Source organism: Streptomyces sp. NBC_00358, from assembly GCF_036099295.1.
GTDB lineage: Bacteria > Actinomycetota > Actinomycetes > Streptomycetales > Streptomycetaceae > Streptomyces.
In genome coordinates, this window is the sequence record NZ_CP107976.1 from 4,936,953 (window position 1) to 4,956,582 (window position 19,630).

The window sequence follows — 19,630 nt, forward strand, 5'->3', positions numbered from 1 at the left end:
GTGCGGGGGCGGCACGCTCGGTCGTGACCACCCGGGTTCGCGGCTCGCCACTTCGGTCCACCGCCTCGGAGGATATAAATTAGGTTAGCCTAACCTGACATGAGTGGGGATGGACCGTGACCGCCGAGATCTTCCGTGACACCTGGGGCATCCCGCATCTGCGCGCCGGCAGCGCCCTGGAACTCGCCCGCGCCCAGGGCCGGGTCACCGCCCGGGACCGGGCCTGGCAGCTAGAGGTCGAGCGGCACCGCTCCCAGGGCACCTCGGCCGCGTTCCTCGGCGCGGAGTCCGTCGACTGGGACCGGTTCGCGCGCCGGGCCCGCCTCGACGACACCGCGCGACGCTGCTTCGAGGTCCTGACGGAGCGGGACCCCGAGACGGCCGCGTGGGTCGTCGCCTACGTCGACGGGATCAACGACGGACTGCCCGAAGGGGCCGCCCGCGCACCCGAGTTCGCGGAGAGCGGCCTCGCTCCGGGGCGCTGGGAACCCTGGAGCCCGCTGGGTGTCTGGCTCGGCACGCACATCCTGTTCGCCGGGTTCCCCGCCAAACTGTGGCGCGAGGAGGTCGTACGACGGCTGGGCGCGGACGCGGTCGGCCTGTTCGCCATGGACGGGCCGGGCACGGCCGGGAGCAACGGCTGGCTGGTCGGCGGCGAACGCACCGCCACGGGGCGGGCGTTGATCGCCGGTGACCCGCACCGCTTCATCGAGGACCCCGGTGTCTACCAGCAGATCCGTCTCTCCTGCCCGGAGTTCGACGTCGTCGGCCTCGCCGTCCCCGGTGTCCCGGGCATCGCGCACTTCGCCCACACCGGAACCGTCGCCTGGGCGATCACCAACGCGATGGCCGACTACCAGGACCTCTACCGGGAGCGGCTGCGACTCGTGGACGCGGGAGACGCCGGGGACGCGCGGGGCGCCGGAGGCACCGGGGTGGTCGAGGTCCTCGATCCCGACGGCGTGTGGCGGCCAGTGGAACGGCACGTGGAGCGCGTCGAGGTGGCCGGCGGTGAACCCGTCGAGGTCGAGGTGATCGAGACGGCGCGCGGGCCCGTGGTGATCGGGGGCGCCGGAGCGGAGGAGTCCATCAGCCTGCGCTACCCGCCCCGCGTGACCCGCGACCTCGGCTTCGGCGCGCTCCTCCCGCTGCTGCGCGCCCGCCGGGTCGCCGACGTGGACCGGGCGTTCGACGTCTGGGCCGAGCCGGTGAACGTCGTCCAGGCCGCCGACACGGAGGGCGGAACGCTGCACCGCGTCGCGGGCCGGGTCCCGGTCCGCGGCACGGCCGGCCGCACCAGGGTCGTGCCCGCCTGGGAGGCCGGGCACGCGTGGACCGGCTGGCACGAGATGCCGTACGGCCCGGTCGAGGACGGTCTCGCCGTGATGGCGAACCAGCGCGGCCCCGCGGCCCCGCTCGGCGTCGAGTTCGCGCCGCCCCACCGCGCCGCCCGCATCCGCCAACTGCTCGACGCGGGCGCGAAGTGGTCGGCGCGGGACATGCCGGCCATCCACATGGACACCCGGCTCGCCTCCGCCGCCGCCCTGCTGGACCGGTTGCCCACGCTGGCACTCTCCGGCGCCGCCGCCGGGCTCAGGGAGCAACTCCTGCGCTGGGACCGGCACATGGACGCCGGCAGCCGCACGGCGGCGCTGTACGCGCAGGTGCGCGGCGCGGTCGTACGACGGCTCGCGGCCCACCCCGCCCTCGCCGTGCTGGCCGAGCCGCCCGCCCGTCCGGCGGTCTTCCTGCCCTGGCTCGCTCTCGTCCCCCGCGTCGCCTTCGCCCTCGAAAACCTGCTGACGACACCGGAGTTGTACGGCATCGACCGCGACGACGTGGTGCGCGCGGCCGTCGAGGAGGTGGCCGCCCGGCCCGCGCCGGGCACCTGGGGCGACACCCATCGCCTCGCGCCCTGGAGGGCGCTCACCGGCGCCGCGTACGACGAACCGGCCCTGTCCGGCGACAACGACTGCGTCCTGTCCACCTCGTCGGTGCCCGGACTGACCGACCTGAGCGCCCGCGGATCGGCCGCCCGGTACGTCTGGGACCTCGCCGACCGCGACAACAGCCTCTGGGTGGTGCCCTTCGGAGCCGACGGCGTCCCCGGCGCGGCCCACCACCGCGATCAACTCCCCTTGTGGCTCAAGGGAGATCTCGCCCCGGTGACCACCGACTGGAACAAGCTGACCAAGGAGAGCGATGACGACTGAGACGTACGCCGGCGCCCGCGAGGCCGTCCACGAGCAGCGGTTCGACGGATTCGGCACGGTCCGGGTGCTGCCCGTCGACCCGCACGCCGACCTCGACGTCCTGCACGCCTGGGTCACCGAGGAGCGGGCCGAATACTGGGGCATGACCGGGTTCACCAAGCGGCAGGTGCTGGAGACCTATCTCCACCTCGACTCGCTCGACACCCACCACGCCTTCCTCGCGGTCAAGGACGGCGCACCCGCCGCGCTCTTCCAGACGTACGAGCCCGAGGCCGACCGGGTCTGCGAGTGCTACGAGGTCCGGCCCGGCGACATCGGCGTCCACCTGTTCATCGGACCTCCCGCACCCGGCGGCGCCGAGCGGCCGGGCTGGTCCTCCACCCTGCTGACGGCGTTCCTGGCGTACGCGCTGACCGGCCTGGACCGGCGGCGGGCCGTCGTCGAACCCGACGCCCGCAACGCCAGGGCCATCGCCCGGCTGACCCGGCAGGGTTTCGTCCCCGCCGGCGACATCGTGCTCCCCGGCATCGACCTGCCCGAGGTCCGCCTTCCCGAGAAGCACGCCAAGCTCGCCTTCCTCACGCGCGAGGCCTTCGAGAAGGGTCCGACGCCGCCGAGGTGAGCCGGACGCGGCCGCCGTCCGTACGTAACCGAGACTCTGCACATGCGGATACGGAGACGGCGTGTGAACGGAAGCTGGCAGCGAGACCGGCGGCGGCTCGGCGCACGGGCCCTGGCCCTGTTGGGCAGTGTCCTGGTGCTCGTGCTCTTCGGGGGCGTGGGCGCCGCGTCCGCCCACGCCGCGCTGACGAGCACCGACCCGCAGGACGGCAGCGTGGTGAAGTCGGCACCCCGCCAGGTGACCCTGACGTTCAGCGAGTCGATCGGACTGCTCGACGACTCCTTCCGCGTGCTCACCCCGGAGAACCGGCGCGTCCACACCGGCGCCCCGGGGCACGCGGACGGCCGGTCCGACACCGCCACCGTCACGCTGCCGCGCGGCCTGGGCACCGGCACGTTCACGGTGGCCTGGCGGGTCGTCTCGGCGGACAGCCACCCCGTCTCCGGGGCCTTCACCTTCTCCATCGGCAAGCCGTCCCCGACCGCCGCGCCCCCGCCGCCCACCGGGGGGAATCCCGCCTCCGCCGCCCTCTACGACATCGCCCGCTACGCCGCCTACAGCGGGCTCGCGCTGCTCATCGGCGCGGTCACGTTCGTCCTGGCCTGCGGCTACCCGGGCTCCGTACGGCGGCTGCTGGTGACCGGCTGGTGGACCCTGCTCGGCTCCACGTTCGCGCTGCTCCTGCTGCGCGGCCCCTACGAGCGCGGCACCGGCGTCGCGGACGTCCTCGACCCGACGAGCCTGAGCGAGACCCTGACGGGCCGGTCCGGCGTCATCCTGGTGGTGCGGCTGGCACTGCTCGCCGCGGTGGCCTTCATGCCCCTGCGCGCGTCGGCGGGGGCCCGGGAGCCAGGCCGCGGTGTCGGCGTTCCCGGCGTCCTCGGCGGGCTGTTCGCGCTGGCCCTCGCGGTCACCTGGGCCGCCGCCGAACACGCCTCCGCCGGGATCCAGGTTCCCGTGGCGATGGTCTCCTCCGTGCTGCACCTGCTCGCCATGGCGGTGTGGCTCGGCGGTCTGGCCGCCCTGCTGACCGCCCTCCACCGCCCCGCCGAGCCGGTCCCCCCGGCCGTCGTCACCCGCTTCTCCCGTCTCGCCCTCACGTCGGTCGCCGTCCTCGCGATCACCGGCGTCTACCAGTCCTGGCGCGGCCTCGGCTCCTGGGACGCCCTGACCACGACGTCGTACGGCAGGCTCCTGGTCGTCAAGCTCGCCCTGGTGACCCTCCTGCTGGCGGGAGCCTTCCTCTCGCGGCGCTGGACGGCCCGGCTCGCGACGGCGGAGCCGTCCGCCACCGTCCCCGCCGGGCGGACGCAGGTCGCGGTCGCGGTGCCGGCCGGGGCCCCGGCGGACCGGGTCGCGGTCACCGGCCGGGTGGGCGAGCGGCACGGAGGCGAGGACGGGACACCTCAGGGGGACGCCGGCGAAGGCGGCCCGACGGCAGAGATCCCGACGACAGACAGCCAGAAGGAAGCCGGGTCGAAGGAAGCCGGGTCGAAGGCGGACGAGCCGTCGGCTGACGGTGCGAAGGCGGGCGGTGCGAAGGCCGGTGGGCCGACGGGTGGTGGTCCGGGGGACACCGCGTACCACCGGGGCCTGCGCCGCTCGGTGCTCGCCGAGGTCACCATCGGCATCCTGGTGCTGGTGATCACGACCATGCTGACCGGGACCCAGCCGGGCCGGGCCGCCACGGAGTCCGCCGCCGCCGTCGCGGCCGTGAACCGGCCGGCCTCGACGACGACGCTGGTCCCCTTCGACGTCGGCACCCCGGGCGGCCACGGCAAGGTCCAGATCGAACTGTCGCCCGGCCGGGTGGGCGAGAACTCCGTGCAGGCCGTGATCATCGGCCCCGACGGCGGCCTCGCGACCGTCCCCGAAGTGCGCCTCACCTTCACCCTGGAATCCCAGAAGGTCGGCCCGATCGACGCCGAGGTCACCGACAAGGGCGGCTACTGGACATCGGACGGCCTGACCCTCCCGATCCCCGGCACCTGGACGATCAAGGCCACGATCCGCACCACCGACATCGACCAGGTCACCGTCTCGAAGACCGTGAAGATCGACTGAGCCGGGGTGAACGGAGCCGGGAGCGCGCCCGGCGGAGTGGAGCGCGGGCGGGGCTGGTACCCGAGGAACTCGTACGTCCGAGGCGCGAACACCGCCTCGAACGTCGCGGCCCGCAGGTCCTTCGGAATCACCGGCACGAGCATGAGCAGGGAGACGAGCTGCCTCTCGACGAGGGGCCACTCGTCGGCCTTGAGGTCGCGCCCAAGCGAGTTCCATCCGGCGCGCGACCACGGAAACCGGGTCGGACAACGAAGAAGGGCCCCACCTTGCGGTGGGGCCCTTCGACATCGTGCCCGGTGAGGCACTGGCGGAGGATACGAGATTCGAACTCGTGAGGGGTTGCCCCCAACACGCTTTCCAAGCGTGCGCCCTAGGCCACTAGGCGAATCCTCCGGGGCAAACAATACAAGACGTTGAGGAGTGCTCGCGAACTCGTTCCCCACCCCCGGCATCCTGTACTCTTTGCGGAGCCCCTCACGTGGCGCTATCTGACTGAACTCCCCCAGGGCCGGAAGGCAGCAAGGGTAGGTTGGCTCTGGCGGGTGCGTGGGGGGCGCTTGCGTTTCCGGGGCCGCCGTCCAGCGCCGCCCGACGGCTGTCGGGGCGGGCGGGGAGCGGATGCCGCCGGGGTCGGGCCGGTGATGCGCTCCGGACGGTCCGTGTTGTCAGTGGGCGCCTATAACCTCGTAGACGTGTCGTCTCTCGCGCTGTACCGCCGCTATCGCCCGGAGTCGTTCGCCGAGGTCATCGGGCAGGAGCATGTCACCGACCCGTTGCAGCAGGCGCTGCGGAACAACCGGGTCAATCACGCGTACCTGTTCAGCGGTCCGCGCGGGTGCGGAAAGACCACGAGCGCGCGCATCCTGGCCCGCTGTCTGAACTGTGAGCAGGGGCCCACACCGACGCCGTGCGGGGTGTGTCAGTCCTGCCAGGACCTCGCCCGCAACGGCCGGGGCTCCATCGACGTCATCGAGATCGACGCGGCTTCGCACGGTGGTGTGGACGACGCCCGTGACCTGCGGGAAAAGGCCTTCTTCGGGCCCGCGAGCAGCCGGTACAAGATCTACATCATCGACGAGGCCCACATGGTCACGCCGGCCGGTTTCAACGCGCTGCTGAAGGTCGTCGAGGAACCCCCGGAGCACCTCAAGTTCATCTTCGCCACGACCGAGCCCGAGAAGGTCATCGGGACGATCCGCTCGCGGACCCACCACTACCCGTTCCGGCTGGTGCCGCCCGGGACCCTGCGCGAATATCTGGGCGAGGTCTGCGGGCAGGAGGGCATTCCCGTCGCGGACGGCGTGCTTCCTCTCGTCGTACGGGCGGGCGCGGGCTCCGTGCGTGACTCCATGTCCGTGATGGACCAGCTGCTCGCCGGTGCCGCCGACGCGGGTGTGACGTACGCCATGGCGACCTCGCTGCTCGGGTACACCGACGGCTCGCTGCTGGACGCCGTCGTCGAGGCGTTCGCGGCGGGGGACGGCGCCGCCGCCTTCGAAGTGGTGGACACCGTCATCGAAGGCGGCAACGACCCGCGGCGCTTCGTCGCGGACCTGCTGGAGCGGCTGCGGGACCTGGTCATCCTGGCGGCCGTTCCGGACGCGGCGGAGAAGGGGCTCATCGACGCTCCGGTCAACGTGGTGGAGCGGATGCAGGCGCAGGCCGGGGTGTTCGGCGCCGCCGAGCTGAGCCGCGCCGCCGACCTCGTCAACGACGGGCTGACGGAGATGCGCGGTGCCACCTCGCCGCGCCTCCAGCTCGAACTGATCTGCGCGCGCGTGCTGCTGCCCGCCGCCTACGGGGACGAGCGGTCCGTCATGGCCCGGCTCGACCGCATCGAGCGCGGGGTGAACTTCTCGGGTGGCCAGGCCGCGCCCGCCATGGGCTATGTGCCGGGACCCGAGGCGCACGGCGCGGCGCCGGTCCCGCAGGCCGCCGGCCCGGTGGGTCCTGCCGGAGGCGGCCCCGCGGCGGCCCGTGCCGCGGCCCGGGGAGCGGGACAGGACGGTGCCGGTGAGGGTGCCGGGGCCGCGCCGGGGGTGGCACCCAGGATCTCCGCCCCCGTCGCGCCGGTGGCGCCCGCGACCGCCGTGACCGCCCCGGCCCCCACAGGCGCTGCCCCCGCCGGTGGACCGGGCGCGCCCGGGTACGCGCCCTCGGCGCCCGAGCAGCCCGCGGCCCCGGCCGGAACACCCGCCGCGCCCGCGGGCGCGGCGCCCGGTGCCTGGCCCACCGCGACGGCCGCGGGCAGCGGCCGCCGCCCCGGCGGCTGGCCCACGGCGACGCCCGCGGGCGGCGGACAGGCTCCGCCGCAGTCCGCCCCGGTCCCCGCCGCCACCCCGGCTCCTCCCGCCGCCGGGTACGGAGCGCCCCAGGCTCCCGTCCCTGCGGTGCCACCGGCAGCGGGTGGCCCCGACCCCCGCGTGCTGTGGCCGAACATCCTGGAGGCGGTGAAGAACCGCCGCCGCTTCACCTGGATCCTGCTGAGCCAGAACGCGCAGGTCACGGCCTTCGACGGCACGACCCTGCAGATCGGCTTCATCAACGCCGGGGCCCGTGACAACTTCGCGAGCAGCGGCAGCGAGGACGTGCTGCGGCAGGCGCTCGCGGAGCAGTTCAACGTGCAGTGGAAGGTCGAGGCGATCGTGGACGCCTCGGGCGGTTCGGCCCCGCCGGCCGCTCCGGGGGGCTCGGGCTTCGGCGGTGGGGGCGGTTACGGCGGCGGAGGCAGCGGCTACGGCGGTGGCGCCACCGGCGGAGGCGGCGGTGGAGGCGGTTACGGCGGGGCTCCGGCCGGCCGGAGCCCCGCGCCCCAGCAGCCGTCCGCCCCGGCCCCGAGACCCCCGGCCCCCCAGTCCGGCCCGTCCGCGGGCCGTGTCCAGGGCCAGAACATGTCCGCCACGGCCCCGGCCCACGAACCGCCGCCGGTCGCCCCGGAGGACGACACCCCGGAGGACGACGACCCCGACCTGGACGAGTCCGCGCTCTCCGGCCACGAGCTGATCGTCCGCGAGCTCGGGGCCACGGTGGTCGAGGAGTTCTCGAACGAGTGAGGGACGGGGGTCCGGACACCGCCTCGCGGCACACCGGGCACCCCGTTTCTTGGAGGATCGCACCAGCGCCGTACCGCGCCCGCTTCGGAAGCCCCCACAAGGGCACCCTCGTGCGGCGGCTAGGCTGACCCCCGTGAAGGTCCTTGTCATCGGTGGCGGCGCCCGCGAACACGCCCTGTGCCGCTCCCTGTCCCTCGACCCCGACGTCACCGCCCTGTACTGCGCTCCCGGGAACGCCGGGATCGCGGAGGTGGCGGAACTGCACGCGGTCGACGCCCTCGACGGCGCCGCCGTGGCCGCGCTGGCCACGGAGCTCGGCGCCGAGCTGGTGATCGTGGGCCCGGAGGCCCCGCTGGTCGCCGGTGTCGCCGACGCCGTGCGCGCGGCGGGCATCCCCTGCTTCGGCCCCTCCGGGGAGGCCGCGCGGCTGGAGGGCTCCAAGGCGTTCGCGAAGGACGTGATGGCGGGTGCCGGCGTCCCCACGGCGCGCTCCTACGTCTGCGCGACGCCGGAGGAGGTCGAGGAGGCGCTCGACGCCTTCGGGGCGCCGTACGTCGTCAAGGACGACGGCCTGGCGGCCGGCAAGGGCGTCGTCGTGACCGACGACCTCGAAGCGGCGCGCGCGCACGCCAACGCCTGCGACCGCGTCGTCATCGAGGAGTTCCTCGACGGCCCCGAGGTCTCCCTCTTCGCGATCACCGACGGCACGACGGTCGTCCCGCTCCAGCCCGCCCAGGACTTCAAGCGCGCGCTGGACGGCGACGAGGGCCCGAACACCGGCGGCATGGGCGCGTACTCGCCGCTGCCCTGGGCGGACCCGAAGCTCGTCGAGGAGGTCATGGAGAGCGTCCTCCAGCCGACCGTCGACGAACTGCGCCGCCGCGGCACACCGTTCTCCGGACTGCTCTACGCCGGTCTGGCGATCACCAGCCGCGGTGTGCGGGTCATCGAGTTCAACGCCCGCTTCGGCGACCCCGAGACCCAGGTGGTCCTCGCCCGGCTGAAGACCCCGCTCGCCGGTGTCCTGCTGGCGTCCGCGAACGCCACCCTCGCCGATCTCGAACCGCTGCGCTGGAGCGAGAACGCGGCGGTCACCGTGGTCGTGGCCTCGCACAACTACCCGGACACCCCGCGCACCGGCGACCCGATCACCGGGCTCGACGAGGTGGCCGCGAAGGACGCCCCGCACGCGTACGTCCTGCACGCCGGCACCCGGCACGAGGGCGGCGCGGTGGTCAGCGCGGGCGGTCGCGTGCTGTCCGTCACGGCGACCGGATCCGGCCTCACCGAGGCCCGCGAGCGCGCCTACGCGGCGGTCGCCCGCATCGGTCTCGACGGCTCCCAGCACCGCACGGACATCGCGGCGAAGGCGGCCGCGGAAGCGGCCGAGGCATAGCCCCGGGTCGTCACGGCAGCACCGGGCCCCGGATTCCGTACGGAATCCGGGGCTTTGTCGCGTTGCGCCCGACCCCCTCGATCAGCGGATCTCCGTACGGAACCGGGGGGCCGTCCAGGGTCCACCGTCATCCACCTTTCCCCAGAGCCATTCCATCGGGTGAGCGATGCCGTATCCGGCTGACGAGGGCCGGGGCCCCAACTAGGGTGCGGCGAAAGCATTCCGGCACTTGGCCCACCGGCATTGCGATGTCGGCGGCGGGTGCCACAGTGGGGGAGTGACCAACGCCAGGGCATCCGTCGGCACCGGCAGCGACAAGGCCGGGGCCCGGCGGACAATAGGGGGTGACGTCCGGTCGTGACCGGTATGGGTGTGGAGGCGGGCGCGCAGACAGCGCGCTCCCGGGCGCTCGCTGTGCTGCGCGTCCGCAGCAGGGCGCTGGCCGTCGCCCTGCTGCCCGCGGCCGCGGCCGTCGTGCTGCTCGTCGGCGGCTCCACCGGCCGCGTCACGGGCAGGCCCTGGGAGATCGCGCGGTGGATCGTGACGGTCCTCGCCGTTCTCGTCCTGCTCGCGGCGGTGGGCATCGCGCTCGTCGTGGCCCGCGCCAGGCCCGCGATGAGCCCCACCGTCCCGATCTCCGAGGAATCGGCCCCCGATCTCTACCGGATGGTCCGTGACCTGGCCGACCGCCTCGACGTTCCGGCCCCCTCGGCGATAGCGCTCACCCCGGACTGCGACAGCTGGCTGGAGGACCGCACCCACCGGGCGCACGGCCGGTTCTCGTCGGGCGGCGGGCACGAGCCGCAGAGCGCGGACGGCCGCCGCGGAAGCCCGCCCGGGGGCCGCCCGGTCCCCGTGCTGACGAACCGCGCCCGCCGGGCCTTCGCGGCCCCCGTCCTGGTCATCGGTTCCCCCTTCCTGTGGTGGATGCGGGTCGGCGAGCTGCGGGCGGTCCTCGCCCCGGTCGTCGCCGGTACGGGCCCGTCCGCGCACCCGGACATAGCCGCGGCCCGCCGTTTCGTCCGCGGCCTGGACGCGGCCGTGGCCGTGGCCTCGGCACCCGGCCGCGGCCCGCTGTCCCGCACGGTCCTGGCCGGGGTGGGCTGGGTGACCCGTCTCCTGCTGCGCGGCTGCCGGGATCACGCGGCCGAGATGGAGCGGGGCGTGGCCGCCGCCGCGGCCGAGCGCGCACAGGCTGTGGACTACGGCGTGCGGATCGTCGCCCAGGAGCAGGTGGGCCTGGCGTACGCGGGCTGGGACCGTCTGCTGACCCGCGTCGCGCTGCCCGCCTGGCGGATGGGCCGCTGGCCCTCCCGGCTGGACGTGGGCGTCGTCGCCGCGCTGACCGAGCTGTCCCGCCGCGACCGCCTGGCCGAGGGCTTCACCTCCCGTCTCGGCGAGCGCCCCGCCTGCGACCTGCTCGAAGAGCCCGGCACGGTGGACGAGGCCGCCTCGCTGCTCGCCGCCCGGCTCTTCCACGGCGGTCCCGCCGAGGCCGGCCCCGACTGGGCACCGGTCGACTGGCAGGACTATCCGGACGAGGTCGTCGACCGCAAGTGGCGTACCGACGCGGCCCGCCTGCACCGCGTGCTGGACACGCTCGGTGTCCGGCATCCCGCGGACCCGGCGCTGCCCGAGGCGGACGGACCGACTCTGGCGCGCGTGATGGACCACCTGTCCACGGCGCGGTCGGCCGCTCCCGCCCCTGATCCGGACCCGCGCGCCGCCCTCGCGGCCCATCGCACGGACGTGTACGGAGAGATGGGGATCGCCGAGAGCGACGATCCCGACCTCGCCGTGGGGAACGAGCGGTCGGCCGCCCTCGCCGCCGGGCTCACCGCGGAACTGGCCCGCGAGGAGGCGTCCGCCCCGGCGGCGCCCCGCCCCGCGGGGGGTGCCGAACAGCAGGGCCCCGACCACGCCCTCTGGGACGACCGGATGCTTCCGCTGTTCCCCCTCCAGCCGCCCCGGACCGGTCGCGAGCTGCTTGCCGACCATGTCACGGCGATGGTCTGCTGCTCCGCGATGGACACCGCCGGGGCCGCTCCCGGACTCGACTGGCTGGACGGACCGTCCCTCCTCGTCGCGGGTGAACGAGCCACCGACCTCGGCCCCCGTGTCCTCACCCTGATAGAGACCGGGGACCCCACGCCCCTGCGGGACTGGCTCCGCCATCTCGGAGTCCGCCCGGAGAAACCGGTCCGCCTGGTCTGACGACCTACCGCCTGCCGCCCCCCACTGTCCGAGGCCACAACGGCCCAGCCGGAGCCGTCCGTTCCACTCCCGCCAATTCGCGACGAACGGTGACGGACTGCGTGCGTAATGTGATGTGCTGGGACCGATCGCGCACGGCGCAAGGGCTTACCAGTACGACGGGGGACGAGGGAGGGGAGCGGACATGGGATCGGAGCAGATCCGCCGCTGGGAGTCGGGAGCACTCGCGCACGCCGTCACGGACCCCTTCGGCCAGGGACCCGTTCCCTGGCTCCGCGGCAGCGAGACCTATTTCGACGACACGGGCCATGTCGTCCCCTGGTACCTGGACACCGACGCGCCCCAGGCACCCCAGCAGGCGAGCGGCGCCTCCCGGATCCCGTCCCCGCGCTCCGGCACCCGCGCCCGCACGGGCCCCGGAGGCCCCCGCTCGGCCGACGACGTCCACCGCCAGATCAAGGGCTTCACCACCACGGGTGCCGCCGCCCCCGGCGAGTCCATCGACTTCCACGTCACGGTCGACCCGCCGCAGGAGTTCAGCGTCGACATCTACCGCATCGGCCACTACGGCGGCGACGGCGCCAGCAAGATCACCACGAGTCCGCGGCTCTCCGGCATCGTCCAGCCGTCGCCGCTCACCGCCGATCGCACCGTCTCCTGCCATCACTGGTGGCTCTCCTGGCGGCTGCAGATCCCGTCCTACTGGAGCATCGGCGCCTACGTCGCCGTCCTCACCACCGTCGACGGCTACCGCTCCCACGTCCCCTTCACGGTCCGCAACCACCAGACCGCCGATCTGCTCCTGCTGCTCCCCGACATCACCTGGCAGGCGTACAACCTGTACCCGGAGGACGGTCACACCGGCGCCAGCCTCTACCACGCGTGGGACGAGAACGGCCGGCTGCTCGGCGAGGCCGACGCCGCGACGACCGTCTCGTTCGACCGCCCCTACGCGGGCGCGGGCCTCCCCCTCCATGTGGGCCACGCCTACGACTTCATCCGCTGGGCCGAGCGCTACGGTTACGACCTCGCCTACGCCGACGCCCGCGACCTGCACGCCGGCCGCGTCGACCCCACCCGCTACCGGGGCCTGGTCTTCCCGGGCCACGACGAGTACTGGTCGCCGCAGATGCGCCGCACCACGGAACTCGCCCGCGAGCACGGCACCTCGCTCGTCTTCCTCTCCGCCAACACCATGTACTGGCAGGTGGAGCTGGGCCCTTCCCCGTCGGGCGTCGCCGACCGGCTGCTGACCTGCCGGAAACGCCGGGGTCCGGGCAAGCCCGCCCTCTGGCGGGAGATCGACCGCCCGGAGCAGCAGCTCATCGGCATCCAGTACGCGGGACGCGTCCCCGAGCCGCAGCCGCTGATCGTCCGCAACGCCGACCACTGGCTGTGGGAGGCGACCGGCGCGCACGACGGCGACGAGGTGGAGGGCATGGTCGCCGGTGAGGCGGACCGTTACTTCCCGCGCACGCCACTGCCGGAGCACCAGGACCGCATCCTCCTCGCGCACTCCCCGTACCCGGACAGCGAGGGAGTCCTGCGCCATCAGGAGACCTCGCTCTACCGGGCCCCGTCCGGCGCGCTGGTCTTCGCGTCCGGGACGTTCGCGTGGTCCCCGGCCCTCGACCGCCCCGGCCACGTGGACCCCCGTATCCAGCGGGCGACCGCCAATCTCCTCGACCGCATCTGCAAACACGACTGAGACACGACCGAGGAAGCCCCGCCGGGCGCCCCGTGGCACACCCGCGGCGCGGACACCCGCACCCGCACATGGCGCCCCCTGTCCGAACCCGCTCGCCCCATACGGGAGAATCGAGGCAGTTGGACATAACCACGGGGAGGAACCGTGTCCGGATTCGTCGAAAAGCCCGAGCCCCTTCAGGTGCCGGGTCTGGTGCATCTGCACACCGGCAAGGTGCGCGATCTGTACCAGAACGAGGCGGGCGACCTCGTGATGGTCGCCAGCGACCGCATCTCCGCCTACGACTGGGTTCTCCCCACCGAGATCCCCGACAAGGGCCGCACACTCACCCAGCTCTCCCTGTGGTGGTTCGACCAGCTCGCCGAGCTGGCGCCCAACCACGTGCTGAGCACCGAACTCCCGCCGGGCGCCCCGGCCGACTGGGCCGGCCGCACCCTGATCTGCAAGTCCCTGCGGATGGCGCCCGTCGAGTGCGTCGCCCGCGGCTATCTGACCGGCTCGGGCCTCGTCGAGTACAACGAGTCCCGCACGGTCTGCGGCCTCGCGCTCCCCGAGGGTCTCGTCGACGGCTCGGAACTCCCCGCGCCGATCTTCACCCCGGCCACCAAGGCCGCGGTCGGCGAGCACGACGAGAACGTGTCGTACGAGGAGGTCGCCCGCCAGGTCGGCGCCGACACCGCCGCCGAGCTGCGCCAGGCGACCCTCGCCGTCTACGGCCGTGCCCGCGACATCGCGCGCGACCGGGGCATCATCCTCGCGGACACCAAGTTCGAGTTCGGCTACGAGGGCGAGACGCTCGTCCTCGCCGACGAGGTGCTGACCCCGGACTCCTCGCGTTTCTGGCCCGCCGACGTCTGGGAGCCGGGCCACGCCCAGCCGTCCTTCGACAAGCAGTACGTCCGCGACTGGCTGACCTCCGCGGAGTCGGGCTGGGACCGCAGGAGCGAGCAGCCGCCGCCGGCCCTGCCCGAGCACGTCGTGGCGGCCACCCGCGCCAAGTACATCGAGGCGTACGAGCGCCTGACCGGCGTCAGCTGGACCTGACCTCACCACGGGCCCGGCCTACCGGGCCCCGACCTCGCACCGGGCCCGGCCATCCGCCGGGCCCGGCAGCGGGCCGGAGCACACGAAGAAGCCCCCGACCACAGGCCGGGGGCTTCTTTACTGGAGCGGACGACCAGGTTCGAACTGGCGACCTCAACCTTGGCAAGGTTGCGCTCTACCAACTGAGCTACGTCCGCATGCGCCGTGGCGCGACAGCCACTATACCCAACCTCGCTCCCGTGCGAGACGCACCGCGGCATGCCGATTCTCCGCGCCCAGCTTGGACGCGGCCGACGACAGATAGTTCCGTACGGTCCCCTGGGACAGCGCGGCCCGTTCCGCGATCTCCGCCACGGGTGCCCCGTCGGCGGCGAATTCGAGCACCTCCGCCTCGCGAGCGGTCAGCGGTGAGTCCCCGGCGGAGATCGCGTCCGCCGCCAACTCCGGGTCCACATAACGGTTTCCCGCGTGCACGGTACGGATGATCTCCGCGAGCCGCCGCGCGCTCACGGTCTTCGGGACGAACCCGCGCACACCCGCCGCGAGCGCCCGCTTCAGATGCCCCGGCCGTCCGTGACTCGTCACGATGAGCACCTGGCAGCCCGGCAGTTCGGCCCGTAGGGATGTGGCCACGCTCACACCGTCCGCCCCCGGCATCTGGAGATCCAGTACGGCGACATCGGGCACATGCGCCCGTGCCATCGCCAGCGCCTCCGGCCCGGTCGCCGCCTCGGCCACCACGACCAGGTCGTCCTCCAGCCCGAGCAGCGCGGCCAGTGCTCCCCGGATCAGATGCTCGTCGTCGGCGAGCAGCAGCCGTACGGGACGCCCGGCCGCCGACAGCCCGCTCGCCCCGGACGCTTCGGTGGCTTCGGTCGCTCCGGTCTCCCCGGACGCTCCGGACGTCATGGCCTGGCCTCTCTCACCTGGTGCGGGAAGGCTGCCGACGACGTGCCGGTCTCCGTGCCCGGGTCGCCGCCCCCGGTCCCGCCCTTGCCCGTGCCGCTGTCCATGCCTCTGCCCCTGCCTCTGTCCTGGGCGCTGTTTGCGCCGTCGGCCCGGTGTACGTCCGCGGGCTCGTCCACGGTCCCGCCTCCTGGGCCGTCCCGGTCGGGGGAGACCGGCAGAGGCACCTCGGCCGCGAGGCGGAACATTCCGCCGCTCGCGTCGGCCCGCAGCACCCCGTCCACCACCCCCAGCCGCTCCCGCAGCCCCACGAGCCCGGTCCCTCGCCGCTCCCCGGAGTTCCCGTCCGGCCCGGGGCCCGGCCCGCCGCCTTCCGGCACCCCGTCGTTCTCGACGGTGAGCGTCACCCGGTCCTCGGCCACCCGCAGGGTCAGCGCGCATCTTCTGGCGTCCCCGTGCCGCAGCACGTTCGTGGTGGCCTCCCGGACGACCCAGCCCAGCGCCGACTGCACCTGCGCCGGCAGCTCCGCGGCGCTGCCGGTGATGGCGCAGTCGATGCCGGCGGCGGTCAACACGCCCTGGGCTCCGGCCAGTTCGTTGGCCAGGTCGGCATCGCGGTACCCCCGTACGACCTCCCGTACCTCCCGTTGCGACTCCTGGGCGATCCGCTGTACCTCGGTCATCTGGTCCACGGCCTCGGGGCGCCCGCGCCTGGCGAGCTGCACCGCGAGCTCGCTCTTGAGGGCGATCACCGCGAGGTTGCGGCCCATCACGTCGTGCAGATCACGGCCGAAGCGCAGCCGTTCCTCGGCGACGGCGAGCCGGGCGCGGGTCTCGCGGGCCGCGTCGAGTTCGTAGACGGCGTCGAGCAGCCAGACGGAGAAGGCCGCGGTGAACGTGAGGAAACCGGCGGTCAGCAGGACCAGGACGGCGGTGACCAGCGCGGCGGGGCCCGGGAAGCCGAGCGGGACGGAGAGCGCGCCGGCGCCCGCGGCCGCTCCGAGCACGGCATACGTCATACGGCGCCTGTCACGCGTCCCGAGGGCGATCGTGCCCGCGCCGAACGCGGTGACGCCGACGAGGAGCGAGGAGGCCACCAGGAACTCGCCGTCGCTCGTCGGGTGCCAGGGGGTGCCCGCGAGGAGGGCTCCCACGACGTCCACCGCGCAGGTGCCCACGGCCAGCGCGATCAGCGTCCGCCGGGGCCGGCGCCGGGTACCGCGCACCCAGTCCAGCGCCCGTGACGCGGTCACCGCGCAGAACACGGAGTGACCGCACACCAGCAGGAACAGCGCCCAGGACCGGGCCGCCGACACATTGCCGAAGACGGGCAGCCCGATCGAGACGGCCTCGATCACGCTGAAGAAGTGGAACGACCACCGCGTGTACGTCTCGACCTTCGCCGGTGTGCTCTTGCCCCGCCACCAGCCGGACGGCCCGCTCATGCCCACCCCCGCGTCCATGCCCACCCCGTGTCCACGGTCATCGCCGCGGCTCCCAGCGGAACCACCGTCGTACAGCAAACACCGCGATCACGGCCCAGGCCACCGCCATGGCGAGGGCGCCCGCGGTGTCGTGGCCGGAGAGGTGTCCGGTCCAGCCGCCGCGGATCAGGGTGATCACCGGTGTGAGGGGCAGCAGTTCGCAGAACGAGGCCATGTTGTCGGGCAGCGTCTCCAGGGGGATGACGGTGCCGGAGCCGAGCAGCGACACCAGCGTCAGGGGCGTGGCCGCGACCTGGGCACCCTCGACGCTCTTGCTGAAGCTCGCGGTGACGGCCGCGAGCGCCGGCCAGGTGATCAGCGCCGACAGGAGCCCCAGCACGACCAGTTGGGGCTCCTTGGGTGCCCCGACACCGAGCGTCACCCGGTAGGCGACGGTCAGGACCAGGCACTGGGCGAGACCGATCGCCACCGAGGGCAGCGCGGCACCCGCGAGGATCTCCACGTCCCGCAGCTCCCCGGTGCGCAGCCGCTTGAGGACGAGTTCCTCGCGGCGCGCCGCGTACACGCTCACCAGGGAGCTGTAGACGGCGAAGAGGAGCGAGAAGCCGATGGAGGACGGCAGCAGGATCGAGCCGACGGTGAGTCCGGTGCCCTTCAGATCCATCTGGTCGACGGTCGAGCGGAGCATGAACGGCATGGCCAGGGGCACGAACACCGCCGCCGCGAGCGTCGCCTTGGTGCGGCTCAGCAGCGTCAGCTCGGCGCGGGCCAGCGCTGACGTCCGGCCGGCCGCCGTGGTGAGCGCCCGTCCGGTGCCGGTGGTGACTGTCGTACCGCTCATGCCGCCGTACCCCTCTTCCGCGTCTCTGCCGCTGTCCCGCGCCGGGCCCCGGCCCGCCTCTTCCGGGCCCCCGCGGCCGGTTCCGCCGTCCTCGGTCCGTTCACGTCGTGCGCCGCCGCCTCCCGGGCGATCCGCAGGAACGACTCCTCCAGGGAGGCCGAGCGCACATCGAGCCCCCGCAGCTCGACCCGCGCCCGCTCGGCCCACACCAGCAGCGCGGTGGCCGTCCGTTGCAGCTCGCCGGTGTGGAGCGTGATCATCCGGCCCGCCGTCTCATGGCTGCTCACGCCGATCTCCGGCAGCGGGGGCAGGTCGCCGGGGAAGAACCCGTCGGGCAGTTCGAAGGAGACGTGCGACGGCTGGGAGGCGGTCACCTCGGCGGGAGTGCCGAGGGCCGCGATCCGTCCCTCGTGCAGGATCGCCAGCCGGTCCGCGAGTACCTCGGCCTCTTCCAGATAGTGGGTGGTCAGCAGGACCGTGGTCCCGCCGTCGCGCAGCGCGCGCACCAACTCCCAGGTGTTCCGGCGGCCTTCCACGTCGAGTCCGGTCGTGGGTTCGTCGAGGAAGAGGATCTCCGGGTCGCCGAGGAGCGCGAGCGCCAGGTCCAGGCGCCGCTTCTCGCCGCCGGACAACTGCTTCACGCGTACGTCGGAGCGGTGCGCGAGACCGACCATGTCCAGCGCCTGGTCCGTGGGCCGGGCACCGCTGGTGCAGCCCGCCCACATCCGGGTGGTCTCGGCGACCGTCAGCTCGGAAGGGAAGCCGCCTTCCTGGAGCATCATGCCGATCCGGGGCCGTAGGGCGGCCCGGTCCGTATGCGGATCGTGCCCGAGAACCCGTACGCGACCGCCCGTCGGGGGAGCGAGCCCCTCGATCAGTTCGACGGTGGACGTCTTGCCCGCGCCATTGGTGCCGAGGAGGGCGAAGAGCTCACCGCGGCCCACGGAGAAGGTGATTCCGCGCAGCGCCTCGAAATCTCTTCCGTCGCCCCCGTACACGCGCCGCAGATCGGTGACCTCGATCACGTCATCCTGCTCGTTCGTGTTCATGGAATCAGCGTCCCGGCGGACCGGTCCCGGCAGCAGTGCGGGTTGTCATCACTCCGCATGACAAATGTCAGACGGCACCCGGACGCGAGCGGCCGGCGATACGTGAACACGAGAAAGGCCCCGGTCTGTTGACCGGGGCCTTTGCATCGTGGAGCGGACGACCAGGTTCGAACTGGCGACCTCAACCTTGGCAAGGTTGCGCTCTACCAACTGAGCTACGTCCGCATTGCCTCCGACCGGCTTCCACCGATCGGCGCGAGCACCACCTTACCTGATCCTTCCCCAAGCTCTCGACAAGCTGGAGCAGGGAGGGAACCCCGACTGGAGTCGGTAAGAGATGCAGAGCGGGTGACAGGAATTGCACACTGCGCCTTCCCCCTGGAAGGGGGATGTTCTGCTACTGAACTACACCCGCACGACCTTCGGGTTTCGGCCTTTCGGCTTGGCCCCTCGGCGTGTTCCAGACTCTAGCTGATCGGATGGGGGTCAGCGCAAGTCGGTTGTTCCAGGGTCCGGCGGCGGGGTCCACCGGGCGTCCCACCCGGGCCGGGGGCCCGGTCGAGGGGTCCGTCGGGCACCCCGCCCGAGCCCGCCGGCTCAGTGCGATTCGGCGAACGCCTCGTAGACCCGCTTGGGGATCCGGCCGCGCGGCGGCACGTCCATCTTGTTGGAGCGGGCCCAGGCGCGGACCGCGGCCGGATCGGGCGTCAGCGCGGTGTGCGTGTACGCCTTCCCGGACTTCGACTGCTTGCGGCCGGCCTCGACGTAGGGCTCGAGCGCCTTACGCAGTTCCTCGGCATTGGATGGATTGAGGTCGATCTCGTACGACTTGCCGTCGAGTCCGAAGGCGATCGTTTCCGCCGCTTCCGAGCCGTCGATGTCGTCAAACAGAGTGACCACGACACGCTGCGCCACGAATATCGGTCCCTTCGTGCGACACCTCTGCGATCAACGGTCATGACGTGCGCGGACGTCACGGAGTTGTCGGTGAGATGTCGACTGTCCGGCTGTTATTGAGCAAAGTATCGGCTATTGCCAATTCATTTGTACAGTGCCCGGCATTGCATTGTGAAGC

General features: G+C 73.0%; 13 protein-coding genes, 4 tRNA genes and 1 other RNA gene. 9 read left to right on the forward strand and 9 right to left on the reverse strand.

The features are described 5' to 3' along the window. Positions 1-116: 116 nt before the first annotated feature. The 3 genes from OHT01_RS20900 (at position 117) to OHT01_RS20910 (ending at position 4,899) form a co-directional block, all read left to right on the forward strand. Positions 117-2,213: a penicillin acylase family protein gene (locus tag OHT01_RS20900; RefSeq protein ID WP_328554652.1), complete on the forward strand. Its 2,097-nt coding sequence runs from the start codon at positions 117-119 to the stop codon at positions 2,211-2,213. After that, the gene (locus OHT01_RS20905) at positions 2,203-2,835 is read left to right on the forward strand and encodes a GNAT family N-acetyltransferase (protein WP_328554653.1); all 633 of its coding nucleotides are present in this window, start codon (positions 2,203-2,205) and stop codon (positions 2,833-2,835) included. Before OHT01_RS20900 ends, OHT01_RS20905 begins: the two co-directional genes overlap by 11 nt. A gap of 63 nt (positions 2,836-2,898) precedes the next feature. Continuing rightward, the gene (locus tag OHT01_RS20910) at positions 2,899-4,899 is read left to right on the forward strand and encodes a copper resistance CopC/CopD family protein (RefSeq protein WP_328554654.1); all 2,001 of its coding nucleotides are present in this window, start codon (positions 2,899-2,901) and stop codon (positions 4,897-4,899) included. A gap of 305 nt (positions 4,900-5,204) precedes the next feature. Here OHT01_RS20910 and OHT01_RS20915 read toward each other — a convergent pair. Next, a tRNA-Ser gene (locus OHT01_RS20915) sits at positions 5,205-5,292 on the reverse strand. Between the two features lie 72 nt (positions 5,293-5,364). On the opposite strand from OHT01_RS20915, the gene ffs reads away from it, so the two are divergent. The 6 genes from ffs to OHT01_RS20945 all read left to right on the forward strand — a co-directional run bounded on the left by ffs (position 5,365) and on the right by OHT01_RS20945 (position 14,314). Further along, positions 5,365-5,463: signal recognition particle sRNA small type (gene ffs, locus OHT01_RS20920), an RNA gene on the forward strand. Positions 5,464-5,591: 128 nt separating this feature from the next. After that, on the forward strand, positions 5,592-7,952 hold the full coding sequence (locus OHT01_RS20925) for a DNA polymerase III subunit gamma and tau (RefSeq protein ID WP_328554655.1): 2,361 nt from the start codon (positions 5,592-5,594) through the stop codon (positions 7,950-7,952). Positions 7,953-8,085: 133 nt separating this feature from the next. After that, positions 8,086-9,348, forward strand: a complete 1,263-nt coding sequence (gene purD / locus OHT01_RS20930) for a phosphoribosylamine--glycine ligase (RefSeq protein ID WP_328554656.1) — start codon at positions 8,086-8,088, stop codon at positions 9,346-9,348. Between the two features lie 366 nt (positions 9,349-9,714). Next, on the forward strand, positions 9,715-11,562 hold the full coding sequence (locus OHT01_RS20935; RefSeq protein ID WP_328558198.1) for a hypothetical protein: 1,848 nt from the start codon (positions 9,715-9,717) through the stop codon (positions 11,560-11,562). 184 nt (positions 11,563-11,746) lie between these two features. After that, positions 11,747-13,270: a N,N-dimethylformamidase beta subunit family domain-containing protein gene (locus tag OHT01_RS20940; RefSeq protein ID WP_328554657.1), complete on the forward strand. Its 1,524-nt coding sequence runs from the start codon at positions 11,747-11,749 to the stop codon at positions 13,268-13,270. Positions 13,271-13,414: 144 nt separating this feature from the next. Beyond that, the gene (locus OHT01_RS20945; RefSeq protein WP_328554658.1) at positions 13,415-14,314 is read left to right on the forward strand and encodes a phosphoribosylaminoimidazolesuccinocarboxamide synthase; all 900 of its coding nucleotides are present in this window, start codon (positions 13,415-13,417) and stop codon (positions 14,312-14,314) included. A gap of 121 nt (positions 14,315-14,435) precedes the next feature. Here the strand turns inward: OHT01_RS20945 and OHT01_RS20950 are convergent. The 8 genes from OHT01_RS20950 to OHT01_RS20985 form a co-directional block, all read right to left on the reverse strand. Then, positions 14,436-14,511 (reverse strand) — tRNA-Gly (locus OHT01_RS20950). 22 nt (positions 14,512-14,533) lie between these two features. After that, positions 14,534-15,223, reverse strand: a complete 690-nt coding sequence (locus tag OHT01_RS20955; RefSeq protein ID WP_443043420.1) for a response regulator — start codon at positions 15,221-15,223, stop codon at positions 14,534-14,536. Continuing rightward, complete coding sequence (locus OHT01_RS20960) at positions 15,220-16,665, reverse strand: sensor histidine kinase (RefSeq protein ID WP_328554659.1); 1,446 nt, start codon at positions 16,663-16,665, stop codon at positions 15,220-15,222. The genes OHT01_RS20955 and OHT01_RS20960 overlap by 4 nt, the downstream gene beginning before the upstream one ends. Before the next feature lie 37 nt (positions 16,666-16,702). Beyond that, positions 16,703-17,506 (reverse strand): ABC transporter permease, encoded by an 804-nt coding sequence (locus OHT01_RS20965; RefSeq protein ID WP_328554660.1) that lies wholly within the window; start codon positions 17,504-17,506, stop codon positions 16,703-16,705. Further along, positions 17,503-18,555, reverse strand: a complete 1,053-nt coding sequence (locus tag OHT01_RS20970; protein WP_328554661.1) for an ABC transporter ATP-binding protein — start codon at positions 18,553-18,555, stop codon at positions 17,503-17,505. The genes OHT01_RS20965 and OHT01_RS20970 overlap by 4 nt, the downstream gene beginning before the upstream one ends. Before the next feature lie 149 nt (positions 18,556-18,704). Beyond that, a tRNA-Gly gene (locus OHT01_RS20975) sits at positions 18,705-18,780 on the reverse strand. 118 nt (positions 18,781-18,898) lie between these two features. Beyond that, positions 18,899-18,970: transfer RNA gene (locus OHT01_RS20980), tRNA-Gly, on the reverse strand. 182 nt (positions 18,971-19,152) lie between these two features. Then, positions 19,153-19,470, reverse strand: coding sequence for a histone-like nucleoid-structuring protein Lsr2 (locus OHT01_RS20985; RefSeq protein ID WP_328554662.1), 318 nt, complete (start codon positions 19,468-19,470; stop codon positions 19,153-19,155). Between the last annotated feature and the right edge of the window lie 160 nt (positions 19,471-19,630).

What these genes read in the sequence shown, in the direction of transcription:
- OHT01_RS20905 (WP_328554653.1), top strand. Translation starts at nt 2,203, where the DNA reads ATGACGACTGAGACGTACGCCGGCGCCCGCGAGGCCGTCCACGAGCAG.
- OHT01_RS20935 (WP_328558198.1), top strand. Translation starts at nt 9,715, where the DNA reads ATGGGTGTGGAGGCGGGCGCGCAGACAGCGCGCTCCCGGGCGCTCGCT.
- OHT01_RS20940 (WP_328554657.1), top strand. Translation starts at nt 11,747, where the DNA reads ATGGGATCGGAGCAGATCCGCCGCTGGGAGTCGGGAGCACTCGCGCAC.
- OHT01_RS20955 (WP_443043420.1), bottom strand. Translation starts at nt 15,223, where the DNA reads ATGACGTCCGGAGCGTCCGGGGAGACCGGAGCGACCGAAGCCACCGAA.
- OHT01_RS20960 (WP_328554659.1), bottom strand. Translation starts at nt 16,665, where the DNA reads ATGAGCGGGCCGTCCGGCTGGTGGCGGGGCAAGAGCACACCGGCGAAG.
- OHT01_RS20965 (WP_328554660.1), bottom strand. Translation starts at nt 17,506, where the DNA reads ATGAGCGGTACGACAGTCACCACCGGCACCGGACGGGCGCTCACCACG.
- OHT01_RS20970 (WP_328554661.1), bottom strand. Translation starts at nt 18,555, where the DNA reads ATGAACACGAACGAGCAGGATGACGTGATCGAGGTCACCGATCTGCGG.